Source organism: Plastoroseomonas arctica (assembly GCF_018128965.1).
GTDB classification, from domain to species: domain Bacteria; phylum Pseudomonadota; class Alphaproteobacteria; order Acetobacterales; family Acetobacteraceae; genus Plastoroseomonas; species Plastoroseomonas arctica.
This window is the reverse complement of record NZ_JAAEDH010000008.1, coordinates 1-16,744: the sequence shown is the minus strand read 5'-3', so window position 1 is coordinate 16,744 and position 16,744 is coordinate 1. Positions and strand designations below refer to the sequence as shown.

Genomic DNA, 16,744 nt, shown 5'->3' with positions numbered 1-16,744 from the left:
GCTCTCCGGTCAGACGGCGGGTTCGAGGTGGCGGAGGAAACGCTGCAGGCGCGGGTCGCGCGGGGTGTCGAACAGCGCGGCCGGCGTGCCCTCCTCCGCGATGCGGCCGTCGGCCATGAACACCACGCGGTCCGCGACATGGCGCGCAAAGCGCATCTCGTGCGTCACCACCACCATCGTCATGCCATCCGCCGCCAGCGCGCGCATGGTGTCGAGCACCTCCTGCACTAGCTCGGGATCGAGCGCGCTGGTCGGCTCGTCGAACAAGATGATGCGCGGCTCCATGCTCAGCGCGCGGGCGATGGCGACGCGCTGCTGCTGCCCCCCGGACAACTGGCTCGGCCGCTTGTGCGCATGTTCGGAGAGCTGCACGCGGTCGAGGTCGCGCGCCGCTCGCGCCTCCGCCGCTGCGCGCGGCAGGCCGAGCACCCGGCGCGGGCCGAGCGCGACGTTCTGCAGCGCCGTCAAATGCGGGAACAGGTTGAAACGCTGGAACACGAAACCGAACAGCCTCCGCTGGCGCGCGAGATTCGCCTCCGTCGCGGGCGGTCCGCCGATCACCTCCTCGCCCAGCCGTATGCTGCCGGCATCGGGCGTCTCCAGCCGGTTGAGGCAGCGCAGGAATGTCGTCTTGCCCGACCCCGAGGCGCCGATGATCGTCACCGTTTCGCCCTGCCGCACCGTCAGCGAGACACGGTCCAGCACCAGCTTCTCGCCAAAGGACTTGCTGATGTGCGTGGCGACCAGCAGCTCGTCGCTCACCATGTCGGCAGCGCCCGCTCGATCCGCCGCGACGCGAAGGACAGCGCCGTGATCAGCAGATAATAGTAGAGCGCCAGCAGCAGATAGATCTCGAACGGCGCAAAATGCGTCGAGATCACCGCCTGCCCCGCCCGCGTCAGCTCATAAACCGAGATCGCCGAGAGCAGGGACGAGTTCTTCGTCAGCGTGATCAAGTCATTCGTCAGCGCCGGGATCATCGGGCGCCACGCCTGCGGCAACAACACCCACCACAGCACCCCACGCTGCGTCATCCCGATCGATAGCGCCGCCTCGGTCTGCCCGCGCTCCACCCCGCCCACGGCCCCGCGCGTGATCTCCGCGATGTAGGCCCCCGAGTTGATCGCCAAAGCCGCCACGCCTGCCCAAAACTCGGGCAGGCGAACCCCCACAACAGGCAATGCAAAGAACACCAGAAAAATCTGGATCAACAGCGGCGTGCCGCGAATGAAATCCACATAGGCCCGCACCAGGAACCGCAGCACCCGGCTGGACGACAACGACGCCAACCCCGCCGCCAGCCCCAAAACCAACCCCAACACACACGCCACCACACTGACCTTCAAGGTCATCACAATGCCCGCCGCCAACAACGGCGCCGCATAACGCACGACCGACCAGTCGAATTCCATCGCCTAGTGCCGGGGGGCGGAGAAGGAAGAAAGCATGGGGGCGCTGCCCCCAAACCCCCGCCGGGGATCGCTCCGATCCCCGGGCCCCTGCGTGTGCTGGTCCTGGGATTGGGGAAGGGTGAGTTTGCTGGAAGCGCCGGGTTGGGGAGAGGGCGCGGGGTCGCCGCTGCGGCACGGTTGCTCCCTTGACGCGCCCTCTCCCCAACCCGGCTCGCCTCCGGCGAGACTGCCCTCCCGAACCCAAGAACCAACAGATGGAGGTCCAGGATCGACACGATCCTGGTAGGGGGTTTGGGGGGCAAAGCCCCCCATGCTTGCTCCCATCACGCCACCGGCTCTGGGATGGTCTCCGGCAGGTTGAACTCGAGGCCGAAGTATTTGAGTTGCAGTTCGCGCAGCGTTCCGTTGGCGCGCAGCGTGCGCAGCTGTTCGTCCATCCAGGCGTGGATCTCCGTGTCGTCCTTGCGGCAGGCGAAGCCCGCGTAGTTGTCGGCGCCGATGCCGCGGATGACGGCGAAGCGTGTCGGTTGGGATCGGATGACGTAGGCCAGCGTGGGGAGCGTGTTGAGCACGCCGTCGACGGTGCCTTGGTTGAGGGCCAGGTAGGCGGCGGGGTGGTCGTCGTAGATCTTTACGTCTGCGAAGCCGCGGCCGCGGGCGGCGGTGATGCGCTCGGCCAGGCGGGGGTGGAGGGTTTCGCCGGGGCTGCCGAGTTTTATCCCGAGCACCTTGCCGGACATGTCCTCGATGGCGCGGATGGTGTTGGTGTCGCGGTTGCGGATGAGGAGGGATTGGCCGGCTTCGGCGTAGGGGATGGAGAAGCTGACGCGCTCCATGCGGGCGCGGGTGTAGCTCATGCCGGACATGATCATGTCGAAGCGGCCGGCGTAGAGTGCGGGGATGACGCCGGACCAGACGACGTCGACGTATTCGGGGGTGATGCCGAGGCTGCGGCACATGATGGTGCCGAGTTCGATGTCGTGGCCGGTGATGACGCCGGATTCGCGCATGGTGAAGGGGGGGTAGGTGGCCTCGATGCCGATGCGGAGTTTACCCGAGGCGCGCAGCGCGGCGAGGGTCACGGCCTGGGCGCGGGCGATGCGTGGGGCGGCAAGTGTCAGGACGCCGGCGCCGAGGAGGGCGCGGCGGGATAGGGTGAGGGACATGGGGGCCTCCCGGCGGGTTCTGGCCGCGGGGCTATGCCAGTCTTGTGCCAGTCAGCGGCAAGTCAGGCTTCTCCGACGCATTCCAGCATGGCGCATTGCAGCGCCTCGGCCGGCGACTTGCCGCCCCAGAGCACGAACTGGAAGGCCGGGTAGAAGCGCTCACATTCGGTGATGGCGATGTCGACCATGTCCTCGAGCGATTCGGCCGAGGCGCCGGGCGTGCCGCGCAGCAACACCGCGTGGCGGAACACCGGCATGCCCTCATCCACGTCGATACCGAAATGCCCGATCCAGAGCTTGTCGTTGGCGAGGCTCAGAAGCTCGAACAGCTTCTCGCGGCGCTCGGCCGGCACCTTGAGGTCGAAGGCGCAGGTGAAGGACATGGCGCTGATCTCGGAGGACCAGGCGAAATGCAGCCCATAGTCGCACCATTTGCCGGGCGCCTCGGCGGCGATCTCGCCATCCGAGCGGCGGTCGAACGCCCAATCATTGGCGATGACGATCTGCTCGACCACGTCGAGGGGATTTTGCGCCCGGGTGCTGCGGACGCTGAGTGAGGCGGACATGCGGACCTCCTTCCCGCGGGGCGTGCTGCCCCGCCTGGGGTTGAGGGGCGGCATGGCACCCGGCCCCCCCGGCCAAGCACCTCCGCTCCCCATGCTTCGATACCGAGTCTGGTAGGCCGCCACGGTATCGGAACACTAGAGGTAGACTACTCAAGCGCCAAAGCCGGGCGCAAGACATGCCTTCGTCAAAACGACCCTTTGGGCCGGTTTCTTCAATTCATAATTTAGGGTCTTCGAGATAAGCCCCGGAAACCGCAGGAGATGCCGCCATATCCATGCTTGCGATCCTGGCCTCCAGGGCGGTCACCCGTGCGGCGAGGGTCTCGGCCGCCTCGCTGGCGCGGCGGGCGACCTCCATGGCGGCGTCCAGATCTTCGCGCTTCACCAGGTCCAGGCGCTGGGTCATCGCCTCCATCTGGGCGCGCATCATCGCCTCCGCCTCGGCCTTCATGCCGTTCAACGCGGAGAAGGCGCCGCCTGCCATGCCGGCGATATCGTCGAGGAAGGAACGCTTGCCACCGCTGGGGCCGGTGCCGGTCTCGGTCATGTCGCTCTCCATTTCCCAAGGCGCACGCCGCGCCGTATATCCCGCGATGAGCGAGAGGTCATGCGATGTATCTGGTCACGGGCGGCGCCGGTTTCATCGGCTCCAACCTCACGGCGGCACTGGCCGCGGGTGGCGGCGAGGTGATGGTGGTGGACCGCCTGCGCAAGGGGACGCCCGGCGCCGAGAAGTGGCGCAACCTCGCCAAACACACCATCGCCGGCATCCTCCCGCCCGATGATCTCGAACAATTCCTCGACCGCGGCCGCCCGATCGAGGCGGTGTTCCACATGGGCGCGGTGAGCGACACCACGGTGACCGATGGCGATTGGGTGGCCGCCTCGAATTTGACCCTTCCGCTGATGCTCTGGGCCTGGTGCGCGAAGAAGGGCGTGCCGTTCATCTACGCCTCCTCCGCAGCCGTCTACGGCGACGGCGCTCTGGGGTTCGACGATGACGCCACCCCCGCAGCGCTGTCCGTGCTGCGGCCGCTCAACCTCTATGGCTGGTCCAAGCTCGCCTTCGACCGGCGCGTGGCGCAGATGCTCGGCCGCGGCATGCCTGCGCCGCCGCAATGGGCCGGGCTGCGCTTCTTCAACGTCTACGGCCCGAACGAGTACCACAAGGGCCGCATGCAGAGCGTCGTCGCACACAAATACGCGCAGATCGCCAAGGGCGAGGCTGCGACACTGTTCGCCTCCGACCGCCCCGGCATCGCCGATGGCGGGCAGCAGCGCGACTTCGTCCATGTCGACGACGTCGTGAATGTCTGCCTCTGGCTCGCCGACCACCCGCGCGTCTCGGGCCTGTTCAACGTGGGCTCCGGCATCGCGCGCAGCTTCGCCGACCTCGCCACGGCCATCTACGCCGCGCTCGGCCAGGCACCCGATATCCGCTACATCCCGATGCCCGAAGACCTCCAGGGCAAATACCAATACTTCACGGAGGCGAAGCTCGATCGCCTGCGCGCCGTCGGCTACGACGCCGCCACCATCCCGCTGGAAGACGGCGTCGCACACTACGTGCGGGACCATCTCGCGAGCGGCGACCCGCATCGCTGAGAGGCCCATACGCCGATGTTCGTCATCCCCTTCCCGGTCATCGACCCGGTGCTGGTCGAAATCGGGCCGCTCGCCATCCGCTGGTACGCGCTCGCCTACATCGCCGGCATCGTGCTCGGCTGGCGCCTGGCACGATACCTAGTGCGCCTCACTCCCGTCGTCTCCACAACCGAACAGATCGACGACTTCGTCACCTGGGTCACGCTCGGCATCATCCTCGGCGGGCGCCTGGGCTACGTATTGTTCTACCGGCCCGGCTACTACCTGGAGAACCCGCTCGAAGCCTTCGCCGTCTGGCAGGGCGGCATGGCCTTCCACGGCGGCATGCTCGGCGTCATCATCGCCACCTGGATCTTCTGCCGCATCAACAAGCTGCCGCTCCTCGCCTTTGGCGACCGCGTCGTCGCCGTCGTGCCGATCGGCATCTTCTTCGGCCGCATCGCCAACTTCATCAACGGCGAGCTCTGGGGCCGCGTCGCGCCCGACGTGCCCTGGGCCATGGTCTTCCCCGGCGCAGGGCCCGACCCGCGACACCCCTCCCAGCTCTACCAGACGGGCATGGAAGGCCTTGCACTCTTCGCGCTCCTGATGCTCCTCATGTCCCGCCCATCCATCCGAGCCCGCCCCGGCTTCATCGCCGGCGCCTTCCTCTTCGGCTACGGCTGCGCTCGCATCATCGGCGAATTCTTCCGCCAGCCCGACGCCCACCTCGGCTTCCTCTTCGCCGGCGCCACGATGGGCCAACTGCTCTCCCTGCCGATGCTCGCGGCCGGCGCCTGGCTCATGGCACGCGCCCGACCGGTGGCATGATCAGGGAGGAAGCAAGGCGGGGGGCTCCGCCCCCTCGACCCCCGCCAGGAGCCTGTGGCCCCTGGACCCCCCTTCGTGGTCCTGGGTTTTGGAGGGGTTTGAGCCTCGCTGGAGGCGTGCCGGGTTGGGGAGGGGGCGCACGGAATGCGTGCTTCTCGGGGGGGGCCACGACGCGCCCCCTCCCCAACCCGGCCCCTTCGACAAGCGCACCCCTCCGAAATTCAAGAACCAACAAGGGGAGGTCGAGGATCGACACGATCCTCGCGGGGTCCAGGGGCAGCGCCCCTGGCCTTGCTTTCTCCTGACCATGGAGCGGTTGGACGCGTTCATGGCTCGGGCGGTGGCTGCCTACTATGCGCGGCAGGATCCGTATGGGGATTTCGTGACGGCGCCGGAGATCAGCCAGGCGTTTGGCGAATGCCTGGGAGTCTGGAGTGCGGTGGTTTGGGAGGGGATGGGTCGTCCGGATCCGCTGGTGTGGGCGGAGTTGGGGCCGGGGCGGGGGACGCTCATGAGTGACGCGCGGCGAGCGGTGGCGCAGGTGGCGCCGGATTTCGCTCGGGCGGCGCGGGTGCATCTGGTGGAGGCGTCCGCGAGGTTGCGGGCGGAGCAGGCGGCGCGGCTGGGGGGTGATGTGACCTGGCGTGATGGGGTGGCGGGGCTGCCGGCGGGGCCGGCGGTGGTATTGGCAAACGAGTTTTTCGATGCATTGCCGGTGCGGCAGTTCGTGCGGCGCGGGGCGGGGTGGGTGGAGCGGTTTGTGGCGGACGGGGTGTTTGTGGAGCGTGGCTCTGAGGTGGCGTTGGGGGACGCCCCGGAGGGTGCTGTGCGGGAGGTGGGGGAAGCGGGTGCTGACGTGGTGCGGGCGTTGATGCGGCGGGGCGGGTGCGTGGCCCTGATGCTGGATTACGGGCCGGCGGAGAGCGGGGTGGGGGAGAGTTTGCAGGCGATGCGGGGAGGGGAGGCGGTGGACCCTCTGGTGGCGCCGGGGGATGCGGATGTGACGGCGCACGTGGATTTCGCGGCCTTGGCGGAGGCGGCGCGCGGCGTGGGTGCCGCGGCGCATGGGCCCTTGCCGCAGGGCGTGTTCTTGCAGCGGTTGGGGCTGGCGAGCCGGGCGGCGATGCTGGCGCGGGCGGACCCGGCGGGGGCGGGGCGGCAGCTGGCGGCGGCGCAGAGGCTGCTGGCGCCGGAGGCAATGGGGCGGCTGTTCAAGGCCCTGGCGCTGTGCGATGCCGCGCTGCCGACACCGCCGGGGTTTGACGCATGACGCTGCCACGCATCGCTGATGAGGATTTGGGCGCGCCGCATGGGTTCTTCACCCGGCAGGGCGGGGTGTCCGAGGGTGGCTATGCGAGCCTGAATTGCTCGACGAGCGGTGCGGATGATCCGTCGCGTGTAGCCGAAAATCGCGCCCGCGTGGCGGCCTCGCTGGGCGTGGCGCCGGGGGCGCTGTTCGGCGTGCGCCAGGTGCATGGGGTGCGCTGCGCGGTGCTGGAGGCGCCCTGGGACACGCCGCCGGAGGCGGATGCATTGGCGACCCGGCTGCCGGCGGTGGCGCTGGGCGTGGTGACCGCGGATTGCGGGCCTGTGCTGTTCGCCGATTCCGCGGCGGGCGTGGTTGCGGCCGCACATGCCGGCTGGCGCGGCGCGGTGGATGGCGTGCTGGAGGCGACGGTGGCGGCGATGGTCGGGCTTGGTGCTGAACCGGGGCGCATCATGGCCGTGGTCGGCCCCTGCATCCGCCAGCCTTCCTATGAGGTCGCGGCCGATCTGCGTGACGCGGTGCTGGCGCGCGATGCCGACGATGCGCGGTTCTTCGCCGATGGCGTTCGGGCGGGGCGGTGGCAATTCGACCTCGCGGGCTATTGCGCGGCGCGGCTTGCGGCATGCGGCGTCAACGTGCGGATCGTGGCGCATGATACCCTGGCCGAGGAGGCGCTGTTCTTCTCCCATCGCCGGCGGACGCTGGCTGGCGGCGGCGCGATCGGGCACCAGATCTCCGCGATCGCGGGGTTGGGATGACCGATGCCATACATGGTGATGTTCATAGTGCTGATTCTGCTGACGATGCTCGCGAGCTGCTTCGCGTGATGAGAGTTCTGCTCGTGGCGATGCTGGTGCTGCTCGGCGCCTGCGGCGACCTGCCGCAGCCCTTTCGCGGCCGCGCGGGGGGCAACGCGGCGCAGCTCGCCGCACCGCCGGGCGTGCGCGTCGCGGTGCCGCGCTCCGATGCGCTGATGCTCGACACCATCGGCGCCGACCGCTTCGCCGAGACCATGGCCGATGCCTTGCGCGTGGCGGAAGTGCCGGCGGTGGCGGCCGAGCCATTGCCGCTCGACTGGCGCGTGGGCCTGGCCGTGACGCGGCGCGGCAGCGACGTGGTGCTCCGCTACACCCTGCGCGACGCGGATGGCGGCGAGCTCGGCAGCGCCGAGGTGCCGCCGATGACGCGCGCCACCTGGGCCGAGCAATCCGACGAGATGCGCCGCGATGCGACGCGGGTCGCCGCGCGCAACCTCGCCACCATGATCCTGCGCGCCGAGGCGGCGCGGAAGGCGACCGATCCTGCGGCCCTCGCGGCCGGCGGGCCGCCGCGCATCCGACTGGTGCCGGTGGGCGGCGCGCCGGGGGACGGCAATTCGGCGCTGACCGCGCGGATGAGCGATTTCCTCACCCAGGCCGGCTTCCTGATCTCCGACAGCGCCACCGCGGCAAGCTTCGCCGTCCAGGGGCTGGTGAGCGTGGCACCGAGCGGCACGCAGGGCGTCCAGCGCGTGGAGATCCTGTGGGTTGTCTCCCGCCGCGACGGCGAGGAGCTGGGCCGCGTGCTGCAGCTGAATGAGATCCCGTCGGGCAGCCTGGACCGGTTCTGGGGCGATGTGGCCTTCGCTGCCGCACAGGAGGCGGCGGGCGGCGTGCAGCGCGTGGTGAGCAATGCCGGCGGCATGCCCGAGCGGCGGGACGGCAGGGCGGCCGCGACGCCGGTGCGCGGCCTCGAGATCCCGCGCGACAACGACCTGCCCGCACCCACCAGCACCGCCGCGGCGCCGGCGCCTTAGTCGGCGCGCGCCAGTTCCGGCCCCGAGGCGAGGCGCACGGCGGCGCGTTGCGCGGCGAGGCTTGCCTCCACGTCGGCGCGGCGCAGCGCGATCTGCGCCAGGCGCGGCTCGCACACGGTGCTCTCCGGCTGGCCGAGGCAGGGCTGCCGCGCCTCGCGCTCCTGTTCGCCGAAGCGGGCGGCGATCGCTGCCGCGCGTGGCGCGAACCAGGCATCGCGCGCCGCCGCGTCATCGAACTCGGCGGGGGGCGAGACGATCGCGACCTCGGGCGGGAAACGGTTGATGGAGCCGCTGGCCACCGCCGCGGTCAGCATCGCGATGCCGACCACGCCGGTCGGCAGCGGCACGAAAGCGCCCGGGTCGGGTTCCGGGCGGAAGACGTGGACTGTCTCGAGCGTGCCAGGGCCGACGCAGCGCATTTCATAAGGGAAGGCGGAGCGCGGGATCTCCAGGCGCCCCGGAGTCGCGGCGAGGACGGCCAGCACCTGGCCGTCGCGCTCGGCCGTGCAGCGCTGCCCCGGCGGCTCCGTCGCCACCTGCACATAGCCGTCCCAGGCCGGCGGCTTGAGCCCGGTGGCCCGGCCGATGACGTGGATGGTGCCAGCGATGCATCCGCCCAGCGCCAGCAGCGACAGCAGGCAGGCCATGCGAGCCGCCGACGACGCGCAGGATGGGACGAGGGCCATGGACTGGGGTGTATCCGAAAACCAGCACCTTTGATCTCTCCATGTGCGGTGCTTGAAAAATTCATCGGGCGCGGCGCATAAGAATCGCAGGGGATTCACGCGGGGGGCATCGGGGGATGCTGCGACGCAGCCTGTTCGTTATTGGCTTGCCGCTGGTCGCGGCGGGATGCTCGAGCACGCGCGGTGTGGGCCGCGCGGTGCCGGGCTATGAGGGCGGCGGCGGGCAATCCTGCGTACCCTTCGCGCGGCAGCGCTCCGGCATCACGCTGCGCGGCGACGCCTGGCAATGGTGGAGCGAGGCGGAGGGGCGCTATGCGCGCGGCAACGCCCCGCGCCATGGCAGCGTGCTGGTCTTCGCGCGCACCGCGCGGCTGCGCACGGGGCATCTCTCGGTCGTCTCGCGCGTGGTGTCGGGGCGCGAAATCCTGGTGGACCACGCGAACTGGGCGCCGGCCGGCACCAGCGCGCGCGGCATGATCGCGCGCGACCAGCCGGTGCAGGACATCTCCGACGCCGGCGACTGGTCGGTGCTGCGTGTCTGGTACCCGCCCGTGGGGCAGTACGGCGTCACCCCCTTCCCCGCCTGGGGTTTCATCCACCCGGCGCGGGCGTGAGCCTGCCCCGGCGCGCGCTGCTGGGCGCCGCCCTCGCGGCGCCGGGTCTTGCCCGGGCGCAGCCGGCCTGGCCCGATCGCACGCTGCGCTTCATCGTGCCGTTTCCGGCCGGCTCCACCCCGGACCTGACCGGGCGCATCGTGGCCGCCGGGCTCGCCTCGGCGCTGGGTCAGCCATGCGTGGTGGAGAACCGCACCGGCGCCGGCGGCAACATCGGCACCGATGCGATCGCCAGGGCCAGCGACGGGCACGGCTTCGGCCTGTCGATCAACGGCCCGCTCTCCACCGCCCCGGCGCTCTACCCGACCCTTCCGTATGATCCGGCGCGCGACCTGGCGCCCGTGTCGCTGCTGGTGCGCGGGGCACAGGCGCTGGTGGTGCATCCGGACGTGCCGGCGCGCGACCTTGAGGGCTTCGCGCAGGCGGCGCGCGCGGGGCCGGGCGGCATTGCCTTCGGCTCGGTCGGGGCCGGCTCCGGCGGGCACCTGGCGATGCTCGACCTCGCCGACCGGCTCGGCGGGCTCGAGCTTCTGCACGTGCCCTATCGCGGCTTCCCCGAGGCGACGCTCGACCTCGTCGCCGGGCGAATCCAGGCGATGATGGTGACGGCCGCGGCGGTGCTGGCGCCGCTGCAGGCCGGGCAGCTCCGCGCGCTGGCCACCACAGGCGCGGCGCGCTTCCCCGGGCTGCCGCAGACGCCGACGCTCGGCGAGTTCGGGCTGGCCGAGGCGGACTCCTACGGCTGGCAGGTGATGGTCGCACCGGCCGCGACGCCGCCCGACCGCATCGCCCGCCTGCACGCGGCCGCGGTCGCGGCCCTCGGCGAACCTGAGGCGCGGCTGCGGCTGGAGCGCGCCGGCTTCGAGGTGGTCGGAAGCGATCCCGACGCCGCCGCACGCTTCCTCGCCGCCGAGGCGGCGCGCTGGGGCGGGCTGATCCGCCGGCTGGGTATCCGGGCGGAAGGCTGAGGCCGGTTTTCCATCGAAAGATCGCAGAACCGGCGCACCCCGGTTGCAGCCGGCGGCGCGGCCCCCCACCTGCCGTTTGCGCCACGCGCGCTCCACGATTAGGGTGCGCCGAATTGCGACATTGAAGCGCGACCGCCGCCGGGGCGGTCCGTCACACATTATCGAGGCGTCACGATGGGTTCCTTCAGCATCTGGCACTGGCTTGTCGTGCTGCTCGTGGTCCTGCTGCTGTTCGGCAGCGGCAAGATCAGCGGGCTCATGGGCGATCTGGCCAAGGGCATCAAGTCCTTCAAGAACAACATGAAGGAGGAAGAGCCCGACGCCTCCATGACCCCGCCGGCGACGCCGCCTACGGCCGCCACGGGCACCATCCCCGGTCCCGCGGGCGCGAGCAGCACTGCGACCGCCGCGCCGCATACCGCGTCGACCTCCTCGCGCCCGGCGGCCTGAGCGCAGCGCCGAAGCGACGACCAGGCCCGCTATCAGCATCGGCCGCGGCGGTTTCGCGCGCGGCGCGTGCGCCGGGTTCCACATCTTACAGTCCCGTCATGCGACGCGGTTCTGTCGCTGGTCAGCCACGCTGGCCGCGTCTAGAAGCCCATCCATGCAGGCGGAGGCCCTCTGACGATGCTGACCAGCTGGAGCGTCAAGGACGGGCATTGTCTGGTTCGCGAGGGCGCCGTTTCGCAGATCACGGTCGCGCTGCCGGAGGCGCAGAGCCGGGCCGCGGCGGCAGTCGTCGATCCCGACAGCCTGCGCGGCGCCGTCTGGATCGACCTGCTCAACCCCTCGCCCGAGGAAGAGGCTGCGGTGCAGACCGCCCTGCGCCTCGAGATCCCGACGCGCGAGGAGATGCAGGAGATCGAGAGCTCCTCGCGCCTGTATCGCGAAGGCGAGGCGTTGTTCCTCACCGCGAACTTCCTCTACGGCGTCGATGGCGGTGAATACGGCTCCACCGCCATCACCTTCGTCCTCACGCCCGAACACCTGATCACGGTGCGCTACGCCACGCCCAAGGCCTTCACCGTCTTCAACGCCCGCGCCCAGCGGGTGCCGAGCACGCTGCTCGCCTCCGCCGACGCGGTGATGCTGCACCTGTTCGAGCAGGTGGTGGACCGCCTCGCGGATATCCTTGAGCGCGTCAGCACCGACATGGACCGCGCCAGCCACAGCGCCTTCGCCAGCGCGCGCGCCGGCGGCAAGGTCAAGGCGAACCGCCGCGATGCCGATTTGCGCGAGACGCTGCTGACCCTCGGCCAGGTCGGCGAGGTCACCACCCGCGCCTCGGAAACCCTGCTCGGCCTGTCGCGCATCCTCACCTTCGTGGGCGCGGAGAAGGGCACCGCGGTGCGCAAGGAAAACCAAGTGCTGATCAAGACGCTGGTGCGCGACGTGCGCTCCCTCGTCGAGCACGCGAACTTCCTCAACAACAAGGCGCAATTCCTGCTCGATGCCGTGCTCGGCATCATCAACGTCGAGCAGAACTCCATCATCAAGACCTTCACGGTGGCCGCCGTGGCCTTGATGCCGCCGACGCTGATCGCCAGCATCTACGGCATGAACTTCAAGGAAATGCCGGAGCTGCAGTGGGAGTACGGTTACCCCATGGCGATCGGGCTGATGCTTGCAGCCGCGATCCTTCCAGTGCTGTATTTCCGGCGCAAAGGCTGGCTGTGACGCAGGTGCTGCGGCTCGCCCTCATCCTGGGCGTGTTGCTGGCGAGCGGCGCGGCGCGCGCCGCCTGCCCCGATACCGGCGCCGCGGTCAGCGTCGCCCGCGACGACCCCGAGCCCGCGATCGGCACCGCGCCGATGACGGCGCTGCGCAACCAGATGCAGGCCGCCGCCCAGCGCACCCATGGGGACCATCTGGGCGTCACCGCCTCCCGCGTCGAATGGCGCATGGAACTCGCCGCGCGCTACCTCCGCGAGCCCGACGGTCGGGTCTGCGCGGTGGCCGACCGGGTCTCCATCGTGCTCGCGCATGTCGAGCACGCGATCCGCATCGCCGAGGAGATCCCGCCGCAAGGGTGCCTCTGGCGCGAGGTGCTTGTGCATGAGCAGCGCCATGTCGCGGTGAACCGCGCGACGCTCGCCCAGGCGGAACAGGCGCTGCGTGGGGCGGTCACCGAATGGGCGCGCCGCGCGAGCGCGCGCGCGGCGGATGCGGAAGCCGCCACCGGCGTGCTGCAGGCCAGCCTGCGCCAGGCGGTGGAGCCGCACCTCGCGACGATGCGGCGGGCCCGCGTCGAGGGCCATGCCCGCATCGACACGGTCGCCGAATATGACCGCCTTGCGCGCATCTGCCCAGGCGATCAGCGCCGCCTGCCGCCGGTGCGCTGAAACCCTGCCCGTAGCGTCTTGACGCGCGGCCGCGCGGCGGTTGAGGTCGGCCGAGCAAGAGGGGACCTCGCCATGCCGAAGACCACCCGTGTCGATGCCAGCGTCGACGTCATCCGCTGGGGCGCCTTCGACGCCAGCTTCCCGACCGTGGCCGAGATCGACAGCGGCGATACGGTGGTCCTGGAATGCCTCTCCGGCGGCCCCGAGGTGATGCCGCCACGCGAGAGCATGATGGCCGTCCACCCGGTGCTGCGTGAGGTGCACGCCAAGACGCCGCGCCTGGGTGCGCACGTCATCACCGGCCCGGTCGCGGTCAACGGCGCCGAACCGGGCGACATGCTGCGCGTGGACATCGACAAGATCGAACTGGGCTCCGACTGGGGCTTCTGCGGCTTCCGCCCGCTGTTCGGCACGCTGCCCGAGGATTTCCCCTATCGCCGCACCCTGCACATCCCTGCCGACCGCGAGCGCATGGTCTGCCGCCTGCCCTTCGGCCCCGCCGAGGGCGGGATGGAACTGCCGTTGGCACCCTTCTTCGGCGTGATGGGCGTGGCCCCGCCGCGCGAGTGGGGGATGATCAACACCAAGGAGCCGCGCGCCCATGGCGGCAACCTCGACAACAAGGAACTGGTCGCGGGCACCACGCTGTATCTGCCGGTCTTCACCGAGGGCGCGATGTTCTCGGCTGGCGACGGACATGGCGTGCAGGGCGATGGCGAGGTCTGCATCAACGCGCTGGAGATCAACCTCACCGGCACCTTCACGCTGTCCGTGGTGAAGGGCGGCGGCGCGCATGACCCGATCCTGCGTTTCCCGCGCGCCGAGACGCCGACGCACTACATCACGATGGGGCTGAACGAGGACCTCGACCTCGCGATGAAGCAGGCGCTGCGCGAGATGATCGCCTTCATCTGCTCGCGTTCGAACCTGTCGGATGCGGATGCCTACCAGTTCTGCTCACTGGCGGTGGATTTCGCGGTGACGCAGACGGTGAACGGCGAGAAGGGCGTGCACGGCAAGCTGAAGAAGGGCCTGCTGTTCTGAGGCGAGCGGCCATCGAGGATGGCCGCGAAGCCGCCTCAGGGCGCTTCGCGGTTGAGCGCGTCGAGGGCGTCTGAAAACCCGCGGAACGACACCGGCACCATCTGCTGCGTCCCGGCCGGATCGCGCCATTCCAGCCGCGCCGAGGCATCGGCCGCGCGCGCCCGCATCCGGGTGACCACGGCGGCGTCGGACAGCGCCAGTTCGGCGAAGCAACCCTGCGGCACGCAGCTGCGGAACGGCAGCACCAGCGCCGGCTCCACGGTCAGTCGCGCCGGCTCGGCCACGGCGATGTTCACCGGCACCTGCACGACGATGCGCAGCGGGGTGCCGCGCGCGAAGGCGACGACGGCCACCGGTTGCTGCCGCTGGTCTGCCATGGTCTGCGCCATCTCGCAGCTGCGGCCGCTGGCCACGCGCTCGCAGCGCACCACCCAGTCGCCGAAGGCGGCAAGCGTGCGCTCCGGCGCCGGCTGCGCCAGGGCGGGTGCGGCGAGGAAAAGGAAGCCAAGCAGGGTCAGGGTGCGCATGGCGCGCAATTCAGCCCAGCTTGCGCACCTGCACAAGCGTGAATAACCCGAAGGGCGGGCAGCTCTCCCGGCTGAGGGCGGGCGCCTGATCCGGATCCAGAAGGTCGGTGAGCGAAAAATCCGGGTGCCAGCCGAGCACGCGCGACAGCGGCGCCATGGCCTTCTCGATCCACCAGCGCGGCCCGGATTCGGCCGCGAAGTGGTTCACGAACAGCAGGTGCCCACCGGGGCGGACGACGCGGTTCATCTCGGCAAACAGCTTTTTCGCATCCGGCACCACGCTCGCGGTGAACATCGCGACGGCCACGTCGAAGCGGCCATCCTCGAATTCCATCGCCTCGGCATCCATCTCGTGCAGGCCGTCGACCTGGACGAGCTGGTCGGCGGCGACGCGCTCGCGCGCCTTCTCCAGCATCTCGTGGCAGAGATCGATGCCGGTGACGGTCAGGCCGCGGCGGTAATGCGGCAGCGCCAGGCCGGTGCCGACGCCCACTTCCAGCACGCGCGGACCATCCAGCCGATTGACCGCGGCGACGGCGCGGCGGCGGCCGTAGGCCGAAACGCCGCCGAAGACGGCGTCATACACGTTGGCCCAGCGGCGATAGGCGTCGCGGACGCCGTCCGCGTCGAGCGCCGCCCTGGGGTGTGCCTTGACGGCCACCCCGCCTTCCACGCGATCGATATGCGCCATGTGCACCCCGTTGATCGCGACGGGGCTAGACCCTTGCGCGCTTTCACGCAAGTGTCACGAACCCGTGCGCGCCCGCGCGGGCAGGGCAACGAGCACGCCGCCGGTCGCGATCACCGCCATGCCGGCCAGCGTGGCGAGGTCGGGCCGGTCGCCGAACACCAGCAGGCTGGCCAGGACCGCCCAGACCAGCTGCGTGTAGGAGATCGGCGCCAGCATGCTGGCCGGCGCGCGCGCATAGGCCAGCACCAGCATCCCGTGTCCGACCCCGCCGAGAGCGCCGAGCAGCACCAGCACCGCCCATTGCCCACCGCTGGGCCAGATCCAGACGAAGGGCTGGACCAGGGAGACCACGATGGAGGCGGCGAAGGCGGTGTGCAGGATGGTCGTGCGCGGGTCATCGAGGGCGGCCAGACGCCGGGTCAGGATCTGGTAGAAGGCGAACAGGATCGCGGTGCCGAGCGGCAGCATCGTCGCCCAGTGCGGCGTAGCACCGCCCATCAGGAAGGGCGGCCGCAGCACGATGATGACGCCGCACAGCCCGATCGCCACGCCCAGCCAGCGCCGCCAGCCGACCCGTTCGCGCAGCAGCAGCGCGGCGAGTGCGACGGTGAACAGTGGCGAGGCGAATCCCACCGCGGTGGCGTCGGCCAGCGGGATATGCGCGAGCGCGGTCGAGAACAGCAGCGAGCAGGAACACAACAGCAGGCTCCGCAGCGTCTGCAGCCACGGCGCACGCGACCGCCACGGCAGCCCGCCCGTGGTCGCCCAGAAGAACACCGCCACGGTGGCGAAGCTGAAGGCGAATCGCGCGAACATGAGCTGGGGCACCGCGAAGCCGGCCGTCAGCAACTTGATCAGCGTGTCCATCAGGACGAAGACGGCCAACGCCGCGAGTTGCAGCGCGACGCCGGCGAGAGCGGTGTTCATGGGCCATCTTCACCCACGGGCGGGGTTTGCGGGAGGGCCGGCGGCGCGGGTCTGCCACGCCGGGCGGTTTTCGGCGCCCTCGCGGGTTTCGTCACGGCGCGCCGCTTGACCGGGGCGGGCCGCGCGGGCGAGACGATAGCCATGCGCGCAGCCCTGCTCATGATTCTCTGTCTCGCCGTGGCGGCGCCCGCGCTAGCGCAGTCGAGCCTTGGCACCCCCAACGCCCTGCCGCCGCCGCAGCGCCCCGGAAGCGCTACCCCGGCCCCGGCCGCACCGACGCCACCGACGCCACCGACGCCAGCGCCTGCCGCGCGGCCGCCCGCC

20 protein-coding genes are annotated in these 16,744 nt (G+C 70.4%); 11 read left to right on the top strand and 9 right to left on the bottom strand.

What is annotated here, in order from left to right; genetic code table 11:
• Positions 1-9: 9 nt before the first annotated feature.
• From GXW79_RS08565 to GXW79_RS08545, 5 genes are all read right to left on the bottom strand, one after another.
• Entirely contained in the window at positions 10-765 is a 756-nt protein-coding gene (locus GXW79_RS08565; protein WP_211873964.1) for an amino acid ABC transporter ATP-binding protein, read from the bottom strand.
• Positions 759-1,412: an amino acid ABC transporter permease gene (locus GXW79_RS08560; RefSeq protein ID WP_211873963.1), complete on the bottom strand. Its 654-nt coding sequence runs from the start codon at positions 1,410-1,412 to the stop codon at positions 759-761. The genes GXW79_RS08565 and GXW79_RS08560 overlap by 7 nt, the downstream gene beginning before the upstream one ends.
• A gap of 323 nt (positions 1,413-1,735) precedes the next feature.
• Entirely contained in the window at positions 1,736-2,578 is an 843-nt protein-coding gene (locus GXW79_RS08555; protein WP_211873962.1) for a transporter substrate-binding domain-containing protein, read from the bottom strand.
• A gap of 62 nt (positions 2,579-2,640) precedes the next feature.
• A complete protein-coding gene (locus GXW79_RS08550) occupies positions 2,641-3,144 on the bottom strand; it encodes a type III secretion system chaperone family protein (RefSeq protein WP_211873961.1) in 504 nt (167 codons plus the stop codon).
• Between the two features lie 217 nt (positions 3,145-3,361).
• Positions 3,362-3,691, bottom strand: coding sequence for an accessory factor UbiK family protein (locus tag GXW79_RS08545; RefSeq protein ID WP_211873960.1), 330 nt, complete (start codon positions 3,689-3,691; stop codon positions 3,362-3,364).
• A gap of 65 nt (positions 3,692-3,756) precedes the next feature.
• Here GXW79_RS08545 and rfaD point away from each other — a divergent pair, with 65 nt between their 5' ends.
• The 5 genes from rfaD to GXW79_RS08520 all read left to right on the top strand — a co-directional run bounded on the left by rfaD (position 3,757) and on the right by GXW79_RS08520 (position 8,621).
• Positions 3,757-4,749, top strand: coding sequence for an ADP-glyceromanno-heptose 6-epimerase (rfaD, locus tag GXW79_RS08540; RefSeq protein WP_211873959.1), 993 nt, complete (start codon positions 3,757-3,759; stop codon positions 4,747-4,749).
• A 15-nt stretch (positions 4,750-4,764) separates the two neighbouring features.
• Positions 4,765-5,559, top strand: coding sequence for a prolipoprotein diacylglyceryl transferase (gene lgt, locus GXW79_RS08535; RefSeq protein ID WP_211873958.1), 795 nt, complete (start codon positions 4,765-4,767; stop codon positions 5,557-5,559).
• Between the two features lie 340 nt (positions 5,560-5,899).
• Positions 5,900-6,829, top strand: coding sequence for a class I SAM-dependent methyltransferase (locus GXW79_RS08530; RefSeq protein WP_367614849.1), 930 nt, complete (start codon positions 5,900-5,902; stop codon positions 6,827-6,829).
• On the top strand, positions 6,826-7,584 hold the full coding sequence (gene pgeF, locus GXW79_RS08525; RefSeq protein WP_211873956.1) for a peptidoglycan editing factor PgeF: 759 nt from the start codon (positions 6,826-6,828) through the stop codon (positions 7,582-7,584). The genes GXW79_RS08530 and pgeF overlap by 4 nt, the downstream gene beginning before the upstream one ends.
• A 68-nt stretch (positions 7,585-7,652) precedes the next feature.
• Positions 7,653-8,621 (top strand): hypothetical protein, encoded by a 969-nt coding sequence (locus GXW79_RS08520; protein ID WP_211873955.1) that lies wholly within the window; start codon positions 7,653-7,655, stop codon positions 8,619-8,621.
• Here GXW79_RS08520 and GXW79_RS08515 read toward each other — a convergent pair.
• Entirely contained in the window at positions 8,618-9,268 is a 651-nt protein-coding gene (locus GXW79_RS08515) for a hypothetical protein (RefSeq protein WP_211873954.1), read from the bottom strand. The two genes, GXW79_RS08520 and GXW79_RS08515, sit on opposite strands and share 4 nt — an antisense overlap.
• Positions 9,269-9,423: 155 nt before the next feature.
• Here GXW79_RS08515 and GXW79_RS08510 point away from each other — a divergent pair, with 155 nt between their 5' ends.
• The 6 genes from GXW79_RS08510 to GXW79_RS08485 all read left to right on the top strand — a co-directional run bounded on the left by GXW79_RS08510 (position 9,424) and on the right by GXW79_RS08485 (position 14,275).
• Positions 9,424-9,921 (top strand): CHAP domain-containing protein, encoded by a 498-nt coding sequence (locus GXW79_RS08510; protein ID WP_211873953.1) that lies wholly within the window; start codon positions 9,424-9,426, stop codon positions 9,919-9,921.
• Entirely contained in the window at positions 9,918-10,889 is a 972-nt protein-coding gene (locus GXW79_RS08505; protein WP_367614847.1) for a Bug family tripartite tricarboxylate transporter substrate binding protein, read from the top strand. The genes GXW79_RS08510 and GXW79_RS08505 overlap by 4 nt, the downstream gene beginning before the upstream one ends.
• A gap of 174 nt (positions 10,890-11,063) precedes the next feature.
• Positions 11,064-11,339 carry a twin-arginine translocase TatA/TatE family subunit gene (locus GXW79_RS08500; protein WP_211873952.1) on the top strand — a complete coding sequence of 92 codons (276 nt, stop codon included), beginning with the start codon at positions 11,064-11,066 and terminating at the stop codon, positions 11,337-11,339.
• Between the two features lie 177 nt (positions 11,340-11,516).
• Positions 11,517-12,566 (top strand): magnesium/cobalt transporter CorA, encoded by a 1,050-nt coding sequence (corA, locus tag GXW79_RS08495; RefSeq protein WP_211873951.1) that lies wholly within the window; start codon positions 11,517-11,519, stop codon positions 12,564-12,566.
• Positions 12,563-13,231, top strand: a complete 669-nt coding sequence (locus GXW79_RS08490) for a hypothetical protein (protein WP_211873950.1) — start codon at positions 12,563-12,565, stop codon at positions 13,229-13,231. Before corA ends, GXW79_RS08490 begins: the two co-directional genes overlap by 4 nt.
• Before the next feature lie 72 nt (positions 13,232-13,303).
• On the top strand, positions 13,304-14,275 hold the full coding sequence (locus tag GXW79_RS08485) for an acetamidase/formamidase family protein (protein WP_211873949.1): 972 nt from the start codon (positions 13,304-13,306) through the stop codon (positions 14,273-14,275).
• A gap of 35 nt (positions 14,276-14,310) precedes the next feature.
• Here the strand turns inward: GXW79_RS08485 and GXW79_RS08480 are convergent, their stop codons facing one another.
• The 3 genes from GXW79_RS08480 to GXW79_RS08470 are packed head-to-tail and all read right to left on the bottom strand — an operon-like array spanning position 14,311 to position 16,420.
• On the bottom strand, positions 14,311-14,802 hold the full coding sequence (locus GXW79_RS08480) for an invasion associated locus B family protein (protein WP_211873948.1): 492 nt from the start codon (positions 14,800-14,802) through the stop codon (positions 14,311-14,313).
• Positions 14,803-14,812: 10 nt separating this feature from the next.
• Positions 14,813-15,493, bottom strand: a complete 681-nt coding sequence (locus GXW79_RS08475; RefSeq protein WP_211873947.1) for a class I SAM-dependent methyltransferase — start codon at positions 15,491-15,493, stop codon at positions 14,813-14,815.
• Positions 15,494-15,547: 54 nt separating this feature from the next.
• A complete protein-coding gene (locus GXW79_RS08470) occupies positions 15,548-16,420 on the bottom strand; it encodes a DMT family transporter (protein ID WP_211873946.1) in 873 nt (290 codons plus the stop codon).
• Positions 16,421-16,744 lie beyond the last annotated feature (324 nt).